This is a genomic window from Herbaspirillum sp. RTI4, assembly GCF_034313965.1.
Lineage (GTDB): Bacteria > Pseudomonadota > Gammaproteobacteria > Burkholderiales > Burkholderiaceae_D > Herbaspirillum.
Genome location: NZ_JAVIWQ010000002.1, coordinates 1,495,557 through 1,516,652, shown reverse-complemented (window position 1 = coordinate 1,516,652; position 21,096 = coordinate 1,495,557). Strand labels below are relative to the sequence as shown.

Below are 21,096 nucleotides of genomic sequence, written 5' to 3'. Positions count from 1 at the left end.
TTTTGCGGCACCCGGGCGGTTCCTCAATCTGTGTTTTCCTTTCAGAAAGCTTCCCATGACAACTCCTGCTTCCCGCATTGAAAAAACTACCCCTCATTTTTTTTACTCAGAACTGGCGACAATGTCGTCCGCCTCTCGCGACGCTCTTCCCCTCTCATCTCTTTCCTCAGTCAGTTTGTCGAACGCCTCGCAAACAATAGACAGCATGTCGAGAAACACCGGCTCGCCGGCCGATTTTTTCACCGCAGACGGCGCATCAGGACGGCTGGTGTACGGCAGTTTTGTCGAGCCGCTACCTCCGGGCGAGCAATTGCAATGCAGCTGCGATGGCGGCATCAGTTGGATTGATGCCACTAGCAAGGATGGAAAATGGGTCGCGCTCGATCAGTTGGAACATACCAGCGACTGGCTCATCCTGGCGCGCACAGTCAATAGCGCAGGCGACATTGGCGCCTTCATCGCGATGCAAGAAGTGAGGCTGAAGAAAGCCTTGGCGGCACCTTCCAGCGTGAGCTTGTGCGTCAACCCGGCAGACGGTAGCGCTGAAGCCCTCGTCACGCTGGGGTCCAAAGAGGTCGCGCTTGAGGGCGATATCGTGCGCGTCACCGTACTCAAGGAGGGTGAAACCAAGACCTTCGAGCGCATCGTCATGGCCGACAATGCCGGCGAAACTACGATGATCGTTCCTCTGGCCACCAGCAGCTATGCGAACGCCAGCAGCATATCGCTGAGTGCGCAACACATTGATACCGAAGGGAATGTCTCGGCACCGCAGTACAAGGATGTGCGCCTGCCGCAACGTGTAGTCACTTTCGACGATGAGAAAATCCCGGAGTGGATTACCTTGACCACCGCTAACACCAATCCCGCAAGCTACTTACCCAAAGTAATGCTCTGGGATGATGGAGATAGCAAACTCTATTTCAGCGACCAGACCATGGCGGTACCAGCTAGCCGTGTTGAAAACAACATTGCCACTGCGACCTCCGAACCCAGTGCCCAGATGGACGATGGCGGAGTCCTCATGAGCATGCAGCTATCCGGGACGGAAAATCAGTTTAATTTCGATCTCATCAACCTGCGGCCCCATGGAAAGGACACGATTGCCACAACAATCGAGGTCAATTATTCCTACCTCGATGCAGGTCAACACATCATGAAGGAAAGCCACACCCTGAACGATCACGGAGCCGCCTACGCTGTGTCACATTATGAATACACCCTGCCCGCCGAGATGAAAGGTTTTACCGCAATGGAGCTGCGCGTATTCACCTCCGGCGTGGCGCTAGATAACCTGACCTTCACCGACAACTCACCGCATTTGCCCGTCGCAGCACCGGATCTGGATATCGGCATAGCGCAATTCCACACGATAGCGGGCACCGCCGGCGACGATGTCTTCACCTTGTCGGATCCTTATTACTTTACCGAGTCGAGCGCCGGCATTTACGGAGGAGAGGGAATAGACACGCTGAAATTCAATGCTGCCGGTATGCAGCTCGATCTGAGCACACGGACTGATGAATCGACTTACGGCAATGTCCTGCATTCAATCGAAATAGTCGAGATGCAGGGACAGGGAGCGAACCAGCTCACGCTGTCGGCCAACGACGTGCTAAGCATCGGCTCCCGCAACGCGTTCAGCAACGATGGCAAGCTACAAATCGCTGTGCACGGCGATGGCGATGACACGGTGTGTTTGCAAGGCTTGCTGGATGACAAGGGTAATGAAATCGGTATGGAACATTGGCAATCGCAGGATGATCTCCTGCATATCGATGGCGTGAATTATCAGGTTTACGACTTCGGCAGCCTGTCGGCGCAGTTGCTGGTCGAGACCGGGATGACAGTCACCCTGCTATAAAAAGAACAGATAACGCGACGGCTTCGTCGCGTTTTACTGTCTCACTTCATCCTCTGGTTTCGCCATCTGGTTTCACCCTCTCATTTCATCCTCTGCTCAACTATTGCGCAATGCGCTGGCAGCAGTAGCCAGCGCAGTAATCCGCGCCCAGTCGCCGCTTTGCAGCGCGTCCGCCGGCGTCAGCCAGGAACCGCCCACGCAAGCCACGTTTTTGCAGGCAAGGAACTGCGGTGCGGTCGCCAGTGAAATCCCGCCAGTCGGACAAAACATCACGTCGGCCAAAGGCCCTGCCAGCGCATTGAGCATGCCGACGCCGCCGGCCGGCACAGCCGGAAACAGTTTCAGTTGACGAAAGCCCGCCTCGCGCGCCACCATCACTTCGGACGGTGTCATGACGCCGGGCAGCAAGGGCAAACCGCTGCTTCTGGCGGCCTCGATCAGCGCCGCAGTCAATCCGGGCGAGACGCCGAATACGGCACCGGCATCACGCGCCGCCTTGAATTCTTCCGGTGCCGTCAGCGTACCGACACCCACAATCGCTTCCGGCACCTGCTCTGCCATCGCGCGAATCGCGGCCAGCCCGTGGCGCGTGCGCAAAGTGACTTCCAGTACCCGAATGCCGCCGGCGACCAGCGCCCTGGCCAATGGCACGGCATGGTCGATGTCCTCAATGGCAATGACAGGGATGACTGCGGAGGTACGCATGATTTCTAAAATAGTTTTCATTGGGCGATTCGCTTTTGGTTTGCTTCGATGAGATAGGTGTTCAGTTGTCGTTTTTAGAGGTGCCGCTATTGTCGCTATCAGCACTATTGTCGCTCATGGCGCGTGCTGCACTTCATGCTCTTGCAGCAACGGCGGCAAGCTGAACGTGGCGGCGCCCTCCTCTGCCGGTCCAGTCGTGGCACGGAACATCGCAAACAATTCGCGTCCCATACCGGTCTGTACCGGGAGAACGACTGGCAAAGGCTGACGCAACGCCCATTCTTCGGCAGGCACTTGCGCTTCCAGAATACCGGCCTCGGCATCGAGCAGCATCATGTCGCCGTCACGCAGCAATCCTAGCGGGCCACCTGCCAGCACTTCCGGCGTCACATGGATCGCTGCCGGGACTTTGCCCGATGCGCCCGACATGCGTCCATCGGTGACCAAGGCCACATGATGCCCCTGATCCTGCAGGACGCCCAACGCCGGTGTCAGCGCATGCAACTCCGGCATACCGTTAGCGCGGGGACCCTGATGCATCAGGACCGCAATAAAGTCGCGTTCCAGCTCTCCTGCCTTGAACGCCTGCATGAACGCTTCCTGCGAATGGAATACCAGCGCCGGTGCCTGTACCTTGCGATGTTCCGGCTTGACCGCCGAAGTCTTGATCACTGCCCGGCCCAGATTACCTTGCAGCAGTTTCAATCCGCCATCAATGGAAAAAGGAGCCGCCACGGTCGACAACACTGCGGCATCGCCGCTGACCGCAGGCGCAGGACGCCATGCCGCTGCGCCGTTTTCCAGAAAAGGCTCGGCGCAATGGGCGCGCAAACCGCGACCGAGGATGGTCGCCACATCGTCGTGCATAAATCCGGCGTCGAGCAATTCGCGCAGCACCAGCCCGGTGCCGCCGGCGGCGTGGAAATGATTGACGTCAGCGCCGCCATTGGGATAAATGCGGGCAATCAGTGGCACGGCAGAAGACAGCGCGGAAAAATCATCCCAGTCGATGACGATCCCGGCCGCTTTGGCAATTGCCACAAGATGCAGCGTGTGATTGGTGGAGCCGCCGGTGGACAGCAGTGCAACGATGGCGTTGACGATGGTTTTTTCATCGACCAGACGACCGACCGGGGTGTAGTCCTCGCCACTGGCTATTTTCAGCGCTTGCCGCGCGGCGGCTGCGGTCAGTGCATCACGCAGCGGTGTGCCGGGAGTAATGAAGGCCGCGCCGGGAAGATGGAGTCCCATCGCTTCCATCAGCATCTGATTGCTGTTGGCTGTGCCGTAAAACGTGCAGGTGCCTGCACCGTGGTAGGACTGCGATTCAGCTTCCAACAGATCGGCGCGACTCAGCTTGCCTTCGGCGTACAACTGGCGAATTCTGACTTTTTCGCCATTACTCATGCCGCTGGTCATCGGTCCGGCCGGCACAAACACGGCGGGCAGATGGCCAAAATGCAGCGCCCCGATCAACAGACCCGGCACGATTTTGTCGCACACACCCAGATAAAGCCCGGCGTCGAACATGTTATGCGACAAGGCGACCGCGGTCGCCATGGCGATGGTATCGCGGGAGAAAAGCGACAACTCCATGCCCGGCTGACCTTGCGTGACCCCGTCGCACATGGCCGGCACGCCGCCGGCAAACTGAGCCACGCCGCCTGCGTCGCGCACCGCTTTGCGAATGATGTCGGGAAATCCCTGAAACGGCTGATGCGCCGACAGCATGTCGTTATAGGCGGAAACGATCGCTATCGAGGGGGCGCGGTCCTGTTTGAGTTTTAATTTGTCATTGGCAGGAAATGCCGCGAAACCGTGCGCCAGATTCGTGCAGGACAGGGCTGTGCGCTGTACCCCGGCATGACGTGCGCGCTCCAGTCGGGTCAGATAGGCGTGGCGATAAGCTTGGCTGCGGGAAATGATGCGACGCGTGACAGCGTCCACGGTGGGGTGAATAGACATAGTGAAATCCTGAGTGATAGGGAATGCGTGTCGGTGCCGCTAACCAGGGCACATAGCGCTTGCCAGTTGGATTTGAGAGCGTGACCGAACAAGCTTTCGCCCTCCAAAATGTAATTTTACTACCTATTCTGAAAGAGCAATAAAAAAAAGGAACAATTAACCGCTATCGAAACGGCTTGTTTTCAATCGCAAAAGAACACGTTTTCTTTGTTTTTCAATGGCTAAGGCGAAAATACAGAGGGGAGAAGTCCGGACAAATTGCAGACTGCCTCATTAGCAATTTGTAGTTAAACTACGTTAAATGTTTATAAATACTGTATAGTTTTATTTTGAATCTGCTGGTCCATTTGCCGCGCCAAGGCTGCCTCCCCGCCTTTTCTGCTTACGTTCAACTTACCGATCGCCCATGCCTTTGACTGCTCTCAACGACACTGCCGCTTATCGCGCCTTGCAACATCATCACGCCGCTGCAAAAAACTGGCACATGCGCGATCTGTTCGCGGCCAATCCACAGCGCTTCGATGCTTTTTCGCTCGAAGCTGCCGGTCTGCTTTTCGACTATTCAAAGAACCGCATTACCAGCGACAGTGTGGCGCTGCTACTGAATCTGGCCCGTGAACGCGGCGTCGAAGCCCAGCGCGACGCCATGTTTCGCGGTGAAAAAATCAACTCCACAGAACATCGTGCGGTATTACACACTGCCTTGCGCGCCCCTCCTAAGTCACCTGGCGCTCCGGCACTGTTGCTAGATGGACAGGATGTCGGCCATGACGTGCATGCGGTGCTGGACCAGATGAAAGATTTCGTCGACCGTGTGCGCGATGGTCGCTGGCTAGGCTATACCGGCCTGCCGATTACCGATATCGTCAACCTGGGTATAGGCGGCTCCCATCTCGGGCCGCAAATGGTCTGCACGGCGCTGCGCAGCTTTTTGCATCCGCGTCTGCACATGCATTTTGTCTCGAATGTCGATGGCCACGATCTGCAAGAAGCGCTGCACGGACTCAATCCGGCCACCACCTTGTTCATCGTTGCCTCCAAAACATTCACCACGCGCGAAACGATGATGAACGCGCAATCGGCGCGCAACTGGTTCCTGCAACAAGGCACCGTGCCCGATCTGGCGCGACACTTCGTCGCGGTCTCGACGAATAAGGAAGCGGTGAGCGCCTTCGGCATCGATACCGACAATATGTTTCCCTTCTGGGACTGGGTCGGCGGCCGTTATTCGGTCTGGTCGGCCATCGGGCTGCCCATCGCGCTGGCCGTCGGTTTCGACCACTTCAGTGATTTCCTGGCCGGCGCACATGCCATGGATACGCATTTCCGCGACACTCCGCTGGAACGTAACATGCCGGTTATTCAAGCCCTGATCGGCATCTGGAACCGTAATTTCTTCAACAGTGAATCCTTGTCAATCGCCCCCTATCATCAGGACCTGCGCCACTTCACTGCTTACCTGCAACAGCTGGAAATGGAAAGCAACGGCAAGCGCATCACCAAAGACGGTGAGGTCGTGTCGGTGGTAACTTGCCCCTTCATCTGGGGCGAAGTCGGCACCAATGGTCAACATGCTTTTTTTCAGTTACTGCATCAGGGTTCGGATATCACGCCCATCGATTTCATCGCCGTGCTGCGACCAACACATGCGCTACCGGGACATCAGGCCATCCTGCTGGCCAATTGTTTCGCCCAGTCAGAAGCGTTCATGCGCGGCAAACAGCCCGACGAAGCGCGTACCGAACTGCAAGCACAAGGAATCAGCGACGCCGAACTGAAAGCCCTTCTGCCGCACAAGACTTTTACCGGCAATCGCCCCAGCAATACCATTGCGATGGAAGCGATGACGCCAGCCACGCTGGGCGCGCTGATCGCGCTCTACGAGCACAAGACCTTCGTACAAGGCGTGATCTGGAACGTCAATAGCTTCGATCAGTGGGGCGTGGAGTTTGGCAAAGTACTGGCTAAAAATATTGAATCGGAACTACTAACCGGCGCTCGCCCGGCAGATCACGACGCCTCGACCAATGCGCTGATCGCGCGCGCACGCAAGGCTCTGGCGGCAGGTCCCGCCATCCCATAAGGAGATGCAATGACGATTACCGATTTCGATCTGGTTTTATTCGGTGGCACCGGCGACCTGGCAATGCGCAAGCTACTGCCGGCGCTGTACGCGCGCGACCGCGCTGGCGATCTGCCCGACACAGCACGCATTCTATGCCTGGGTCGGGATAAGAAAAGTCAGGAAGACTTTCGCGCTCTGATCGAAGAAAAAGCGCGTCCGCATATCACGGCAAACTCGCTGGAATCGGCTGCCTGGGTACGGTTTTGCGCACGCATTGCTTATGTCACGCTGGATGCGAGTCAGGCCGACAGCTATCAGGCTCTGAAGGCGGCCTTGCGCGGCAGCGGTGAAATCAACCATATTTTTTATCTGGCGACACCGCCCAGCCTGTTTTCCACCATCTGCAAAAATTTGCAAGCCAATGGTCTGGCCACGCCGCATTCCCGCGTGGTACTGGAAAAACCGCTGGGCCGCGATCTGGCCAGCGCCAAAGAAATCAATGCGCAAGTTGGCAGGGTGTTTACGGAATCGCAAATTTTTCGCATCGATCATTACCTGGGCAAGGAAGCAGTGCAAAACCTGCTGGCACTGCGCTTTGGCAATATCCTGTTTGAACCACTGTGGCGGCGCGAATGGATTTCAGATGTGCAAATCACCATTGCCGAAGAACTCGGTGTAGGCGGCCGCTTCGGTTATTACGACAACTCCGGCGCGCTGCGCGACATGCTGCAAAACCACTTGCTGCAACTGCTATGCATCGTGGCGATGGAACCGCCCGTCTCCAATTCCGGCGATGCGGTGCGCGATGAAAAACTCAAGGTATTGCGTTCGCTCAAACGCTTCACGCCCACGACATTAGGCCTCAATGTAGTGCGCGGTCAGTATCGCGGCGGCCACGTCGATGGCGTTGCCGTTCCCGGCTATCGCAAGGAAGCTGACGCCAATCCAGAGTCGCGCACCGAAACTTTCGTCGCACTGAAAGCGGAAATCGATACCTGGCGCTGGGCCGGTGTGCCGTTTTATCTGCGCACAGGTAAGCGCATGGCGGACTCTCTAGCCGAAATCGTGGTGCGTTTCAAATCGGTGCCGCATTCGATTTTCGCGCAAAATAACAGCCACTCTGCGCCTAACTGCGTGGTGATTCGCTTGCAACCGGACGAAGGCCTGCACATGAATCTGATGGCCAAAATGCCGGGCGATGGCATGCGTCTCAAACCGGTCGAACTGGAACTGGACTTCCGCGAAAAATTCAAGGCGGCGCGCATGGATGCCTACGAGCGACTGTTACTCGATGTGCTGCGCGGACAACTGACGCTCTTCATGCGCAGCGATGAACTGGAAGCCGCGTGGGAGTGGATAGAGCCGGTGCTTGATCATTGGGACCATCAAGACAGCGATCCCTTCCCCTATAACGCCGGCACCTGGGGCCCTGCCGCCGCCAACGCCCTGATCGGACGCGACGGTTTGCAATGGCGCGAAGAAGCGCTGCCGGAGCTGTAATGTTGATCGATTCGCTCCGCGCCAATCTCGGTTCGCTCTCGAAATCCGAGAAAAAAGTGGCCGTTACCATCCTTGCCAATCCGCAACTCACCTTATCGGAAAATATTGCGACGCTGGCCCGCAACTCGCAGGTCTCTGAACCGACTGTCATTCGTTTCTGCCGCGCACTGGGTTACGAAGGCTGGCAGGATTTCAAGATGAAACTGGCGCAAAGTCTGGCGCTGGCCATGACCGGTGCCGACCAGTCGCCCGATCAGGATGATCTGGCGGAGGAATTGATCGGGAAGATTTGCGGCCGCTCCATCAATACGCTGCTTGAACTGCGCAATCATTTGAAACCGGAAGCAATCCAGAAAGCGCTGGAAGTGCTGACCCTGGCTAAGAAGATCGAGTTTTATGGACAAGGCACGTCTGGCATCGTCGCCATTGATGCGCAACATAAATTTTTCCGTTCCGGCGTGCCGACGGTGGCCTATTCCGATCCGCATATCCACAGTATTGCGGCCACGTTGCTGCAACCGGGAGATGCTGTTGTCGCCATTTCTCAGCGCGGCGGCAATGCGGCGCTGTTGCGCAGTGTGCAACTGGCGCGCAAGAGCGGCGCGGATATCATCGTGCTGGGTCCCAGCGGCACACCGCTGGCCGAATTGGCGACGGTGCTGGTGCCTATCGATCTCAGTTTTAATATTGACCCCTATACGCCGATTTCGGCTCGTCTGGCGCACCTGGTTGTGATCGATATTCTGGCGGTCGGACTGGCACTCAAGCGTGGACCTGAATTCCGCAAGAAAATGCAAAAAGCACAAAAAGCGCTGCAAAAATTCGATATGCAGTTCGATTCTTTCTTTCGCTAAAAATTTTTCCCGGACAGACATTTTCCCCTGTCGCTTTGGCTATCCCCTTCCACCACTGTCGAGGTTTTCCTATGAACCAGCTGGATCAATTAAAGCAATACACCACCATCGTCGCCGACACCGGCGATTTCCAGACGATGAAGGCATTTACTCCGCGCGATGCGACTACCAATCCTTCGCTGATCCTGAAGGCGGTGCAAAAAGACGAATACAAGCCCCTGCTGGAACAAGCCGTGCGCGATCATCGCCAGTCGACGACTGCTGATATTACCGACCGCATCCTGGTCGCGTTCGGGCTGGAAATCCTCAAGCTGGTGCCGGGACGGGTCTCTACTGAAACGGATGCCCGACTGTCATTCGACACCGCAGGTACGATCGCCAAGGGTCGCACCTTGATTGCACTGTATGAAGCGGCCGGCGTTGCGCGCGAGCGTATTTTGATCAAAATCGCCGCCACTTGGGAAGGCATATGCGCAGCGGAGGTGCTGCAACAGGAAGGGATACGCTGCAACATGACTCTGCTGTTTTCGCTGCCCCAGGCGATTGCCTGCGCGCAAGCCAGGGTGCAACTGATCTCGCCATTTGTCGGTCGCATCTACGACTGGCATAAAAAATCCAGCGGCCTGGACTATACCGGCCCGGACGATCCTGGCGTGCAATCAGTCAAAGCTATCTACAACTATTACCGCAAGTTCGGGCATTCCACTGAAGTGATGGGCGCGAGTTTCCGCAATACTTCGCAAATCCTTGAACTGGCGGGCTGTGACCTGCTGACCATCAGCCCTGATTTGTTACAAAAGCTCGCGCAAAGCGATGCAACGGTAGAACGCAAACTCAGCCAGGAGCATGCGCAAGCAGCCGACATCCAACAAATCACGCTGGACGAAAAACAGTTTCGCTTTCAGCTGAACACCGATGCAATGGCAACTGAAAAACTGGCGGAGGGCATACGCCTGTTTTGTGCTGATTCAGTTAAATTGGAACAGTTGATTGATGCTGCCCGCTAGGCGATAGTCGATAGTCGATAGTCCCCAGGGATTGGGTGCGGCACACCGCACCTGATCCAGCTTCAGACTCACTGCATGCAGAACAACTCGCAGACTCAAAATAAAAAAAGTCAGCGCGTTCTTAGATCCAATGCAAAGCCCTTTCGCACCAGCCTTCATTTTATGGACCGGCAGTTGACTGTTCGCCATCGCATATCAACTCAAGATTCAACGCATCAGCGACCTGCCGGAAAGCCATGTTCGCCAAAACCTGCCGTTCTTTGCGATCTGGTTTCACAGACGTCCCCCCGATCTGAAAAATAATGCCATTCGCGAGCCATAATTCCCTTTCACCGAGAGGCATTATCGCGACGCTTGTGCGCATCAATCACCGTGATCGCTAGATAACGCATCCATCCGAAAACATTATCGGACGACCGCATTCCCAGCATTTCTCCATCACCCCATCAATGATTGACATTCACAATCAAAACCTGCCCTCTTTACTGACTAAGTACATGAGCCAATCACATCAATTTGGCGACAATGCTTATTCATTAATAATGATCCAATGCAATTATTTTTATAAATTAAATTAAATTAAAACTATAAAAATAAATAGATAAATAAATGTGGCGTGCATCATAAAAATGCAATTTCACAGTCTGAGAAATTATGTATTTATTTGGTACAAGAACGACATTGTGAATAACACTTTTAATTACACATATATATACGTTGTTTTAACTACTTAATGGAATGTAAAATTCCATCCGCATCGCTGACAGGAAATACGCTGGATACGTTCGTCCGATGTATTGGAAAGAAAAAACGAACGCTCCCTGCAATTTCCTTAATAGTCCTTATTGACTACGGGCAAGAAAACGAATTTTTAGTGCAGTGGTGAAAGTAACAACGAGATGCTTTGGGAGCAGGAACATGCAGACAGACGAGACAGAGAAAATTCGTATATTGATGGCAGACGATCACCCCATTGTCATGCAAGGATTTTCTGCCTCCCTGGAAAAACATCACATCAGTATTGCTGCACAAGTTAAGACAGCGGAATCCGTCCTGCCCGAATACGAAAAATGTAATCCACAGGTTGTTATTCTCGATATCCGGTTTGGCGGGAAACTGACCGGCCTGGATGTGGCAAGAGAATTGCTCAGTCAATACCCGGATGCCAGGATTATTTTTCTATCGCAGTTCGATCAAAATTCACTGGTGAAAGAATGCTACAAAATCGGAGCAAAAGCGTTCATCACTAAAGATTGTGATGCAGTCGATCTGGCGAACGCAATAAAAGCAGCCGCCAAAGGTGCCTCTTACTTCCTCCCGGAGATTGCAGAGCGCCTGGCAACAATCGCGATCAAAGGAGACAAGGCGCCACAAACTCTGCTCGATGCGAGGGAAATCGATATTTTTACGCTGATGGCAGAAGGACTTACCAACGCCGAAATGGCAGACAGACTCAGTTTATCGCCAAGAACGATCAGCCATATCAGCCAAACAATCAAAGAGAAACTCGATATTTACCGATCAGCCGACATCACTAAACTCGCGGTCAGATATGGACTGGTTGAGCCATAGGCCAATAAAAATAATGCTTCCAGAAAAAATGAGCGCACAAGCCACTCCCGACCGACAAGCCGATCCGACAACATGACCACTATTTTTTTTCTCCTGCTCACATTTTTTGCCACGATATTCCATACCATGAAATGGCGATTTGTCAGTCGGACTCTCTTCGCCAGCATCTTCATTTTATTCATGGGGATCGGCTGTGGCATCGTGCCACAGTGGCTGCTCGAAGAGCTCCAATCTCCCATTGAAGAAATGCCACCCATCCGATGGGGCAGCGTGAGTAACATTATTCTGCTGGGTGGAGGCACGGAAAAATTATTGAGTACGGGCAAAGTTGAGGCAGGTACATTCGGATATGGACGCATCGCCAAAACTGCCGCACTTTATACGTCCTGCAAAAAAAGTGGGGGCGATTGCAGCATCTTTATTTCCGGGGGAGATCCACAGCATCACGGCATATCGGAAGCTGCTGTATATGGGAAATACCTGCAAAATCTGGGTATCAAACAAAGTGACCTGATACTCGACACCGAAAGCATGAACACTTGGCAAAACGCAAAAAACATTGCCAGAATGCTTCCCCGCGACGATTGGAACAATCTCTGGCTGGTGACTTCCGGCCTTCACTTGCGACGCAGTCTTCTGTATTTTTCTCATTACGGAAAAACACCTATTCCGGTACGCGCCGACTATATATCGGCAATCATGTCGTGGGTACCCATTTCCTATAATTTCCTGGTAACCGATCTGGCACTTCATGAATACGCAGGGATTGGACGGTATTGGCTTTATCACCAGCTTGGACTGAATAACAATTCCGCGAATCCAGGTGACATTTAAAAAAATACTCACTTTCGCCATAGATTGGCGAATTTCCTTTAATAAATAAAATAACATCAGATCGCCAGTTACTTGATAGCAACCAAGCGGAGTTGCATCACTTCATCACCTCATACTCAGGTAAAAAAATTGATTCACTGGTTCAGTTCTACCAACAGTCCCGGAGATCGCATCTATAACAACTTGCTGTAGTTTTTCTGGCTGTGAAATTGTTCCTCGAGTCCCATGCCTCCCCATTCTTGTTCAATAAAAATTAATTTAATCTTTTATCTGATCGTAGTTGTAGCAACCACCTGCTACACCTTAGGCATGGTGAATTGTCTTGCCTCAGACTTGAAAAATCATGACGTCTACATCGTGGCAACAGACGATAATGACTTCACCAAAAATATAATAAAAAAAATACAGTTTTATTTTCCATCTGCAAAAACAATCGATAGTACCAACCTCCCACCAACGGAAAAACTGAAACCAATTTATCTGGCCATAGGCCCTTTCGCGCTAAAATTTTTGTATGAAAAAAATGTAAGCGCGCCTATCTTTTCCATTTACATTACTAGCGATAATTTTAGAAGAATTATCCATAATGAAAATGAAAAAAATATATCGTCTATTACCGCCATCTACGCTGATCCAGCACCAGAAAATCAATTCAAACTGATTTCAATTCTCCATAAAAAAATACTGAGCGCTGCCGTTCTGATCAGCGATGAAACAGAATATTTACGTCCGGCGCTGATTCAGGCTGCGGAAAAGAATTCTCTATCTCTTATTTTGGAAAATATTTCCGGAAGAAATAATATTAACTATGCACTTAATAACATAAAATATATCCCTTTTTTATTAGCCATTCCCGATGAGAATATTTACAGCCCGGAATCAATAAAAAACATACTGATAACAACTTACAGACATAATCAGCCAATGATTGGCTACTCCAGTGCGCTAGTAAAAGCGGGGGCCCTGGCCTCCATACATTCAGACATTTCCGAAATCATTACGCAAATGGATGAGCAATTGACTGAGTACGATAAGACAGGAAAATGGCCAGCACCCCAATTCCCCAAATATTTTCATGTTGTCGTTAATGAGGACGTCGCCAGATCGTTCAACATCACCATCGAAAACGATGTCAGAAAATTTAGCTATCCGCCCCCTTCTGACGAGTCGTAAACATGCTGACCTGGAAAAAGTGGGACATTAAATATCGCCTTATTTTTATGGCGGTGATCCCCGTCATACTGATGTTTTTCTCTGAAATTTTCTATTCCTGTTACTCACGCGATGCAGAAGTACAAAGAGAGCTGAAAGAACGCGGAGATTTCCTGGTACACACCCTGGCTGAAAGTAGTCTCTACGGGGTCATTTCCGGAAACACCGGATATATGGAGCGTACTGCCCGGGAGTTTTTGCATTTGGATAAAAGCATACACAGAATCATCATATTGGATAAAACAAGAAAAGTTCTGGTTGATACAGAGGAAAAGAACGCACCCGAAAAAAATATAATTATTTTTGAAAAAGCTATTCAGCAGGAACGCATACCCATTGATTACTACGATTATTCTGATAATAAAAAACAGCCTAGTTCAGCACATCCTGCACTTGAGTCAGGCATCGACGTCATCGGCTACATCCTGATTGAAATGTCACCGTCGGTCGCCATTCGCAAGGAATATCAACGCATCATTCTCGGCTCGGTTATTTCTGCAGTGGTCTTATTCCTCAGCGTGGCACTGGGATTGATGATGGCACTGACCTTTACCAAACCACTGGCACAGGCAATTGGGAATTTGCGTCAGATCCGGGCAGGTAACTATGGCGTCAAGCTGGACGTCACTACGGGCGGGGAGATTGGCGAACTACAGGCCTCGATCAGACAAATGGTCGACAGCCTGCAACAGGCGAAAATCAATCTGGAAGCCAAAGTATCCGCACGCACGCAAGACCTCGAGATTGCCAAAAAAGAGTCCGAAAAATCCAATGAAGAAAAAAAGAAATTAATTAAAAAACTGAACTCCGTTGTGGAAGAAGAAAGAAAAAGCATCGCTATCGAATTGCACGACCATATCAACGCCTCTCTCATAGTCGTACGGCTAGAGTCACAATACATCCTCAGTCTGGCCGAACAAGCCGGCGCAGCAAAGCAAGCAATCCAGGAAAAAGCCCACGCCATCATTCGCTTAACCGCCGATTTATATGTCATGGGTCGCAACATCGTCAGACGCCTGCGTCCGGAAATTATCGACACACTGGGATTGCAGGCGGCGGTTGAAGAGATGGTGCAAAACTATGATGCCCTCCATCCGGAATGCCATTTCAGCTTGACATCCGAGGGAGATTTTTCAGCTTGTGCAGGCGATATATTAATCACCATCTACCGACTGATTCAGGAGGGCTTATCCAATATCGTGAAGCACGCCGGCGCCACCCTCTGCCTCATCCATATTGAATGCTTGCCTGAGGTCAGCAAAGTACGTATCCATATCGGCGATAACGGACAAGGTTTCAACCCCGATCAGACCGGCTCAGGCATCGGCCTGATCGGCATGAAAGAGCGCGTACATGGCGCAGGGGGGCAATTACATATCGAAAGCGATAAAAAGCACGGCACCAGAATCATCATCGATTTACCCAAATCGCATCGAGAAGTCCCACTAACGTCAACAATCGACCGTCAATGCTCCTAGTAGCTGTTGACCTTCCATTGCAAGCACCAATGCGCAGCAGACCTTGACTACCTCGCGCAGCGATGCGTCGTCGCGTAGGTTCCCCCAAGGAGTCGCAACAACCCCAGGCGACGATGGCAACTTAAATGAAACTCAAATTCAATCGACCTCAGTAATGGGATCGCCCTCTACACTGGTAGACTAGTCACCATTCCACTCGATCCGGCGCAGAGCAATCTCCCGCCATCGCACCAACACCTCCAGTGCGCCATCGTGCCTATGCACGACACGCCTGCAACAATCTAGTCGATCATGCCCCCGAACAATATCAAGCCTATCAAATCATCCGCAGAAAAACCGACGCGCGCCATTGCAGCACCAGCTGGTCACACGCCGATGATGCAGCAATATCTCGGCATCAAAGCCGATCATCCTGACACACTCGTGTTTTACCGGATGGGAGATTTTTACGAACTTTTTTTCGAGGATGCCGAACAGGCATCGCGGCAATTAGGCATCACCCTGACGCAACGCGGCACTTCCAACGGCACGCCGATCAAGATGGCCGGCGTGCCATTCCACTCGCTGGAAACTTACCTGGCGAAACTCATCAAGCTGGGTGAATCGGTCGCCATCTGCGAACAGATCGGCGATCCTGCCACCAGCAAAGGGCCGGTAGAACGCAAAGTAGTCCGCGTCATTACACCGGGTACGCTGACCGATACCGATCTGTTACCGGAAAAATCGGAACGCCCGCTGCTGGCCCTCCATGCAGTCAGCCATCGTAAAAACGTGACGGTCGGTCTGGCGTGGTTATCGATGGCCAGCGGCGCACTGAAGCTGATGGAGTTTACGGTCGACGCTGCCGACCTCGATACGCGCCTGAAACAGGAACTCGAAAGAATCGCTCCTGCTGAAATATTGCAAAGCGAAACGCGCGACCGCATACCGCTGACAACGCCCTCCCCCACTGCGTTACCTGACTGGCACTTCGATCTTGCCCACGGCAAAAAAACCTTGCTGGAGCAATTGTCGGTAGCAACATTAAGCGGTTTCGGTGCCGACGGCCTGAGCGCCGCATTAGGTGCCGCCGGAGCACTACTACGTTATGCCCAAGCGACGCAGGGCAAGGGATTGCAGCATGTCAGGATGCTGACAGTCGAATCAGAAAATGAATTCATCGGCCTCGACGCTTCCACCCGCCGCAATCTTGAGTTAACAGAAACGCTGCGCGCACAGGATTCGTCCACCAACGCGCCGACCCTGTTTTCGCTGCTCGACCATTGCCGCACGTCAATGGGCTCCCGACTATTGCGCCACTGGCTGCACCATGCGCGTCGTGACCAAAATATCGCACGGCAACGTCATGCCGCAATTGACGCGCTGTTACGCAATGATGTTTGCGCAGGACTGGCGATTACCTTAGCCGCCGTACCCGACATCGAACGCATCGCCACCCGCATCGCACTGCAATCGGCACGTCCGCGTGATTTGGCAGGATTGCGCGGCGGTTTGCAACAGCTCGGTTCCTTGCGAGAATATGTCGCGGTCGCCGCGCGCGATGCACACGATGCACACGATGCACACGATGATCGCGCGCCGCTGCTGGCAAGTCTGCAACAGATGCTGGCCACACCGACCGATTGTCTGGACCTGCTGGAACGGGCGGTGCAACTGGAACCGGCAGCACTGGCACGCGATGGCGGCGTGATTGCACGCGGCTATGACGCCGAGCTGGATGAATTGCGCGGCTTATCGGAAAACGCCGGGCAGTATCTCAGCGACCTCGAATTGCGCGAACGCGCACGTACCGGCATCGCCAACCTGCGCGTCGAATACAACAAGGTGCATGGCTTTTACATCGAAGTCACGCATGGTCAGACCGATAAAGTACCGGACGATTATCGACGCCGCCAGACGCTGAAAAATGCTGAGCGTTACATCACACCGGAACTCAAGGCCTTCGAAGACAAAGCCTTGTCCGCGCAAGACCGCGCTCTGTCACGCGAAAGACGCCTGTACGATTTGTTGCTACTGGAACTGGCTGCGCATATAGGAACGCTGCAAACCATTGCCGGCGCGCTGGCGCAGATCGATACGCTAACGGCACTGGCGGCCCATGCGGCGCGTCATAACTGGTGCGCGCCACAACTGGTCAGCGAGCCGAGCATTCTGATCGAGCAAGGCCGTCATCCGGTCGTTGAAAATCAGATAGAGCGTTTCATCGCCAACGATTGCGAACTGGACGCTGAACACAAACTACTGCTGATCACCGGCCCCAACATGGGCGGTAAATCGACGTTCATGCGGCAAGTGGCGCTCATTACCTTGCTGGCGTATATCGGCAGTTATGTCCCCGCTGCCCGCGCCGTCATCGGGCCAATCGACCGTATCTTTACGCGTATCGGTGCGGCCGACGATCTGGCCGGCGGCCGCTCGACCTTCATGGTGGAAATGACCGAATCGGCCGCCATCCTCAACAATGCCACCGAACATTCCCTGGTATTGATGGATGAAGTCGGGCGTGGCACCTCGACTTTCGACGGCCTGGCACTGGCGTGGGCAATCGCCCGTCATCTGCTCGACAATACGCGCAGCTTCACGCTGTTTGCCACCCATTATTTTGAACTCACGCAATTGCCGGAATCGACGCCCAGCGCGCGCAATGTGCACTTGTCGGCAGTCGAGCATAAGGACAGCATTGTCTTTTTGCATGCCGTGCAACCGGGACCGGCCTCGCAAAGCTACGGCTTGCAAGTAGCGCAGCTGGCCGGTGTGCCGCCTTCCGTGATCCGCGCCGCACGCAAGCATCTGACCATGCTTGAAACCCAATCGCTGCAAGCGACACCGCAATTCGATTTATTCGCAGCACACGCAGAAAATCCATCACCTGTTTTTGCAGAGGACAGCAAGACCCTCTCGCCGGCGCTGCAACAGGCATTGGAAGAGCTCGATCCTGACGCCCTCTCGCCGCGCCAGGCACTGGAGGCGCTGTATCACCTGAAACAGTTGAGCGAACGCGCGAGTATTGTATGAGACGCTGGCAGCATAGCCTCGCTGCTGGCCTGCTGGCAGCGATAACGGCAACCATCATGACGGCAGCACAGGCAGAGGCATTCCGCTTCGGCGTCATCGGCCATGCCTCCTCCGCCAAGGGAGAAATCGTGTTGCGCAACGCGATCGCAGCAAGCGATGCCGCCAATCTGGCTTTCGTCGTCGTCAATGGCATCAAGGCGCGTAGCGAAGACTGCAGCGATGCCCTGTACCAGCAGCGACTCGCTCTGCTGCAAGAAGCGCAGAACGGTTTAATTGTGTCGATTGCCGCAAGCGATTGGACCACTTGCAAAAACAGCGAAGGAAAACCGGCGGCGATTGAGCGTCTGAACCAGTTGCGCGAATTATTATTTGCCGATTCGTTTTCGCTGGGAGCAAGCAGGTTGCCGCTCATTCGGCAGTCGGCCACCCCGAAATTCCGGGCCTATGCGGAAAATGCCCGATGGGAAGTCGGTGGAGTCCTGTTTGCAACGATTCATTTGCCCTCCGACAATAACCATTACCTTTCCGCTGGTGGACGCAACAGCGAATTTGAAGATCGCCAAATCGCCAATCACGAGTGGCTGCAACGCTTGTTCGCGCTGGCCGCGCTCAAAAAACTGCACGGCATCGTGCTTTTTAGTGACGGCGATCCCTGGGAGACCCCGACGGCACACGAACTTCAGCGTGGGCAGCGCGACGGTTTCGCGAGCTTACGACAGAATTTGCTGAAATTTTCTGGAGAGTTTCACGGCCGGGTCATGCTCATACATGGGAAAACGGACAAGTCATTGCCACCTGCCGGTATCGTCTGGCGCCGGAATCTGGGCGAACTTGGTATCGGGCCTGGCTGGATCAGTGTGCAGGTTGACCCGACATCGCCAGGCTTGTTTTCGGTAGCCAAACCTGCCACTACTAATGCAAGACCTTAGTTGGCTGACACTAGCGCTCTTTAAAAAGAAAAACCCACCGCAAAGGTGGGTTAGGACAGCGGCAGTTTCGCCTGCGCCGGTCAGTACACTTGACCAGCAGTTCCTTGCTGATTAGTGCAGGGGATGGCTGCGGAATTCATCTCCCATAGCGTCATCATCATCGTGGTCATGACCATGGTGATGACCGTGCGCACCGTGGACATGCTCATGTGTGATTTCTTCCTCTGTTGCTGCGCGCACTTCGCTCACCGTCAGCTCGAAACGTAAAGCCATGCCGGCCAGCGGATGATTGCCATCAAGGACGACTTTATCGTCCGTAATGTCGGTGACGGTAAACAGCAGCGATTCCTCATCGGCGCCATCCGGTGTGCCTTCGAATTGCATGCCCACTTCCAGCGGTGTCGGCAAATGGCTGCGCTCTTCGATTTTCACCAGGGCGGCATCGTACTCGCCAAAGGCGTCGTCCGGTTCGACCTGGATCGTGTTTTTATATCCGACAGCCTTGCCGTCGAGTTCTTCTTCAATTTTGAGCAGCGTGTTTTCATATCCACCATGCAGATAGACCATCGGCTCGCTGCTTTCCTCGATCATGTTGCCCTGCGCATCGGATAATTTGTAATGCACAGTGACGACGGTGTTCTTGGCAATTTTCATGATCATTCCTTTCTTTGACGGAGGCCGGAATTATACCTTTTCCAGATTCACCACCCCGACTCGCAGCATAATGTTTCTCCGTTTTGCTATCTGCTCAACCAATCCGCCCTCGCCCCACTCGCCGCAGCACAGGAAATGCGGTCTAATAGCGGCATGAAAAAACATTCCCTCCTCGGGGCGATTACGCCCGCCGTATTCCTGCGCGATTACTGGCATAAAAAACCCCTACTGATTCGACAAGCCTTTCCTGCATTTGCCCCCATTCTGGATAGAGACGCCTTGTTTGCCATGGCGGCTGATGATGCGATCGAATCCAGACTGGTTACCCGTACCGCTCGCCAGTGGGACATGCAGAACGGTCCGTTGACCTCTTTACCTCCGATAACGCAAAAACGCTGGACCATGCTGCTCCAGGGCGTCAACCTGCATCTTCCGGCTGCAGATGCCTTATTGCGGCAATTCCGCTTCCTGCCCGATGCGCGGTTGGACGACTTGATGATCAGCTACGCGACTGACGGCGGCGGCGTTGGCCCGCATGTCGATTCTTACGATGTTTTTTTGCTCCAGGCTCAGGGACAACGTCGCTGGCGCATCAGCGCTCAAAAAGATCAAAGCTTCATAGAAGGCGCGCCGCTAAAAATACTGAAGAACTTCCAGCCTGAAGAGGAATACGTTCTCGAACCCGGCGACATGCTCTATTTGCCACCCGATTATGCGCATGAGGGAGTGGCCCTCGGCGAGTGCATGACGTATTCAATCGGTTTCCGGGCACCCACATTCCAGGAGCTGGGCGTGGCATTCCTGCAATTCATGGCCGACACCATCGATTTACCGGGTCGTTATGCCGATCCCGATCTGACACTGAGCAAACATCCGGCCGAGATTGGCAAGCCCATGCTGGAGCAAGTAACGGCCGAACTCAATAAATTGCAATTTACCGAAGAAGACATCACCATTTTTCTCGGACAGCATTTGTCGGAACCCAAAGCATCCGTTTTCTTCGATCCACCACGGCGCACGATTCCACGCGCTGCGTTTCTGCAAAAATTGGGCAAGACCGGAATAGCGCTGTCGCCACGCACGCTCATGCTTTACCGCAACCGTCATCTGTTCATTAACGGTGAGTCGTTTGCGCTCAGCCGCGAGGACCGCGCTGTTCTGACTGTGTTGGCCGACACCCGTCGCCTGGCCCCGGAGCTGGCTTCTGCCGGCTCCACAGACGTGCTGGACGCCCTGCTTGAGTGGTACCACGATGGATGGTTGATCTGGCCTTGACGCCTCGTACAAAGAGATGCAAAACATACAAGACCTTGCATGGCGGCCGGTTTGCAGAGAATACGGCCGCCGAAGCCCGTAATGGGGCGGATGAAAGAGGATGAATACAGGATTGTGTTACATATACTTACCATTACGGCAAATTCATCTGTGAATTTTCCCAAAAA

General features: G+C 53.5%; 15 protein-coding genes. 12 read left to right on the top strand and 3 right to left on the bottom strand.

The genetic code is table 11. The features are described from left to right. The first annotated feature begins 55 nt into the window (after positions 1-55). Positions 56-1,864, top strand: a complete 1,809-nt coding sequence (locus RGU70_RS07045) for a hypothetical protein (protein WP_322208683.1) — start codon at positions 56-58, stop codon at positions 1,862-1,864. Positions 1,865-1,960: 96 nt separating this feature from the next. On the opposite strand, the gene eda is transcribed toward RGU70_RS07045, so the two are convergent. Further along, positions 1,961-2,590: a bifunctional 4-hydroxy-2-oxoglutarate aldolase/2-dehydro-3-deoxy-phosphogluconate aldolase gene (gene eda, locus RGU70_RS07040; RefSeq protein WP_322208682.1), complete on the bottom strand. Its 630-nt coding sequence runs from the start codon at positions 2,588-2,590 to the stop codon at positions 1,961-1,963. A gap of 93 nt (positions 2,591-2,683) precedes the next feature. After that, entirely contained in the window at positions 2,684-4,534 is a 1,851-nt protein-coding gene (gene edd / locus RGU70_RS07035; RefSeq protein WP_322208681.1) for a phosphogluconate dehydratase, read from the bottom strand. Between the two features lie 406 nt (positions 4,535-4,940). On the opposite strand from edd, the gene pgi reads away from it, so the two are divergent. The 10 genes from pgi to RGU70_RS06985 all read left to right on the top strand — a co-directional run bounded on the left by pgi (position 4,941) and on the right by RGU70_RS06985 (position 19,000). After that, positions 4,941-6,617 carry a glucose-6-phosphate isomerase gene (gene pgi, locus RGU70_RS07030; RefSeq protein WP_322208680.1) on the top strand — a complete coding sequence of 559 codons (1,677 nt, stop codon included), beginning with the start codon at positions 4,941-4,943 and terminating at the stop codon, positions 6,615-6,617. 9 nt (positions 6,618-6,626) lie between these two features. Continuing rightward, positions 6,627-8,099, top strand: a complete 1,473-nt coding sequence (gene zwf, locus RGU70_RS07025) for a glucose-6-phosphate dehydrogenase (protein ID WP_322208679.1) — start codon at positions 6,627-6,629, stop codon at positions 8,097-8,099. Beyond that, positions 8,099-8,953 carry an SIS domain-containing protein gene (locus RGU70_RS07020; RefSeq protein ID WP_322208678.1) on the top strand — a complete coding sequence of 285 codons (855 nt, stop codon included), beginning with the start codon at positions 8,099-8,101 and terminating at the stop codon, positions 8,951-8,953. Before zwf ends, RGU70_RS07020 begins: the two co-directional genes overlap by 1 nt. Positions 8,954-9,024: 71 nt before the next feature. Further along, the gene (gene tal / locus RGU70_RS07015; RefSeq protein ID WP_322208677.1) at positions 9,025-9,960 is read left to right on the top strand and encodes a transaldolase; all 936 of its coding nucleotides are present in this window, start codon (positions 9,025-9,027) and stop codon (positions 9,958-9,960) included. 918 nt (positions 9,961-10,878) lie between these two features. Next, positions 10,879-11,532 (top strand): response regulator transcription factor, encoded by a 654-nt coding sequence (locus RGU70_RS07010; RefSeq protein ID WP_322208676.1) that lies wholly within the window; start codon positions 10,879-10,881, stop codon positions 11,530-11,532. A 72-nt stretch (positions 11,533-11,604) separates the two neighbouring features. Next, entirely contained in the window at positions 11,605-12,366 is a 762-nt protein-coding gene (locus RGU70_RS07005) for a YdcF family protein (RefSeq protein ID WP_322208675.1), read from the top strand. 225 nt (positions 12,367-12,591) lie between these two features. Further along, positions 12,592-13,539: a hypothetical protein gene (locus RGU70_RS07000; protein WP_322208674.1), complete on the top strand. Its 948-nt coding sequence runs from the start codon at positions 12,592-12,594 to the stop codon at positions 13,537-13,539. A gap of 2 nt (positions 13,540-13,541) precedes the next feature. Further along, positions 13,542-15,056 carry an ATP-binding protein gene (locus RGU70_RS06995; RefSeq protein WP_322208673.1) on the top strand — a complete coding sequence of 505 codons (1,515 nt, stop codon included), beginning with the start codon at positions 13,542-13,544 and terminating at the stop codon, positions 15,054-15,056. Between the two features lie 291 nt (positions 15,057-15,347). Further along, a complete protein-coding gene (mutS, locus tag RGU70_RS06990) occupies positions 15,348-18,071 on the top strand; it encodes a DNA mismatch repair protein MutS (RefSeq protein ID WP_322208672.1) in 2,724 nt (907 codons plus the stop codon). Continuing rightward, entirely contained in the window at positions 18,068-19,000 is a 933-nt protein-coding gene (locus RGU70_RS06985) for a hypothetical protein (protein WP_322208671.1), read from the top strand. The genes mutS and RGU70_RS06985 overlap by 4 nt, the downstream gene beginning before the upstream one ends. A 111-nt stretch (positions 19,001-19,111) precedes the next feature. On the opposite strand, the gene RGU70_RS06980 is transcribed toward RGU70_RS06985, so the two are convergent. Beyond that, on the bottom strand, positions 19,112-19,654 hold the full coding sequence (locus RGU70_RS06980; RefSeq protein WP_322208670.1) for a peptidylprolyl isomerase: 543 nt from the start codon (positions 19,652-19,654) through the stop codon (positions 19,112-19,114). A 153-nt stretch (positions 19,655-19,807) separates the two neighbouring features. Between RGU70_RS06980 and RGU70_RS06975 the strand changes: the two genes are divergently transcribed. Beyond that, positions 19,808-20,929: a cupin domain-containing protein gene (locus RGU70_RS06975; protein WP_322208669.1), complete on the top strand. Its 1,122-nt coding sequence runs from the start codon at positions 19,808-19,810 to the stop codon at positions 20,927-20,929. Positions 20,930-21,096: the final 167 nt, after the last annotated feature.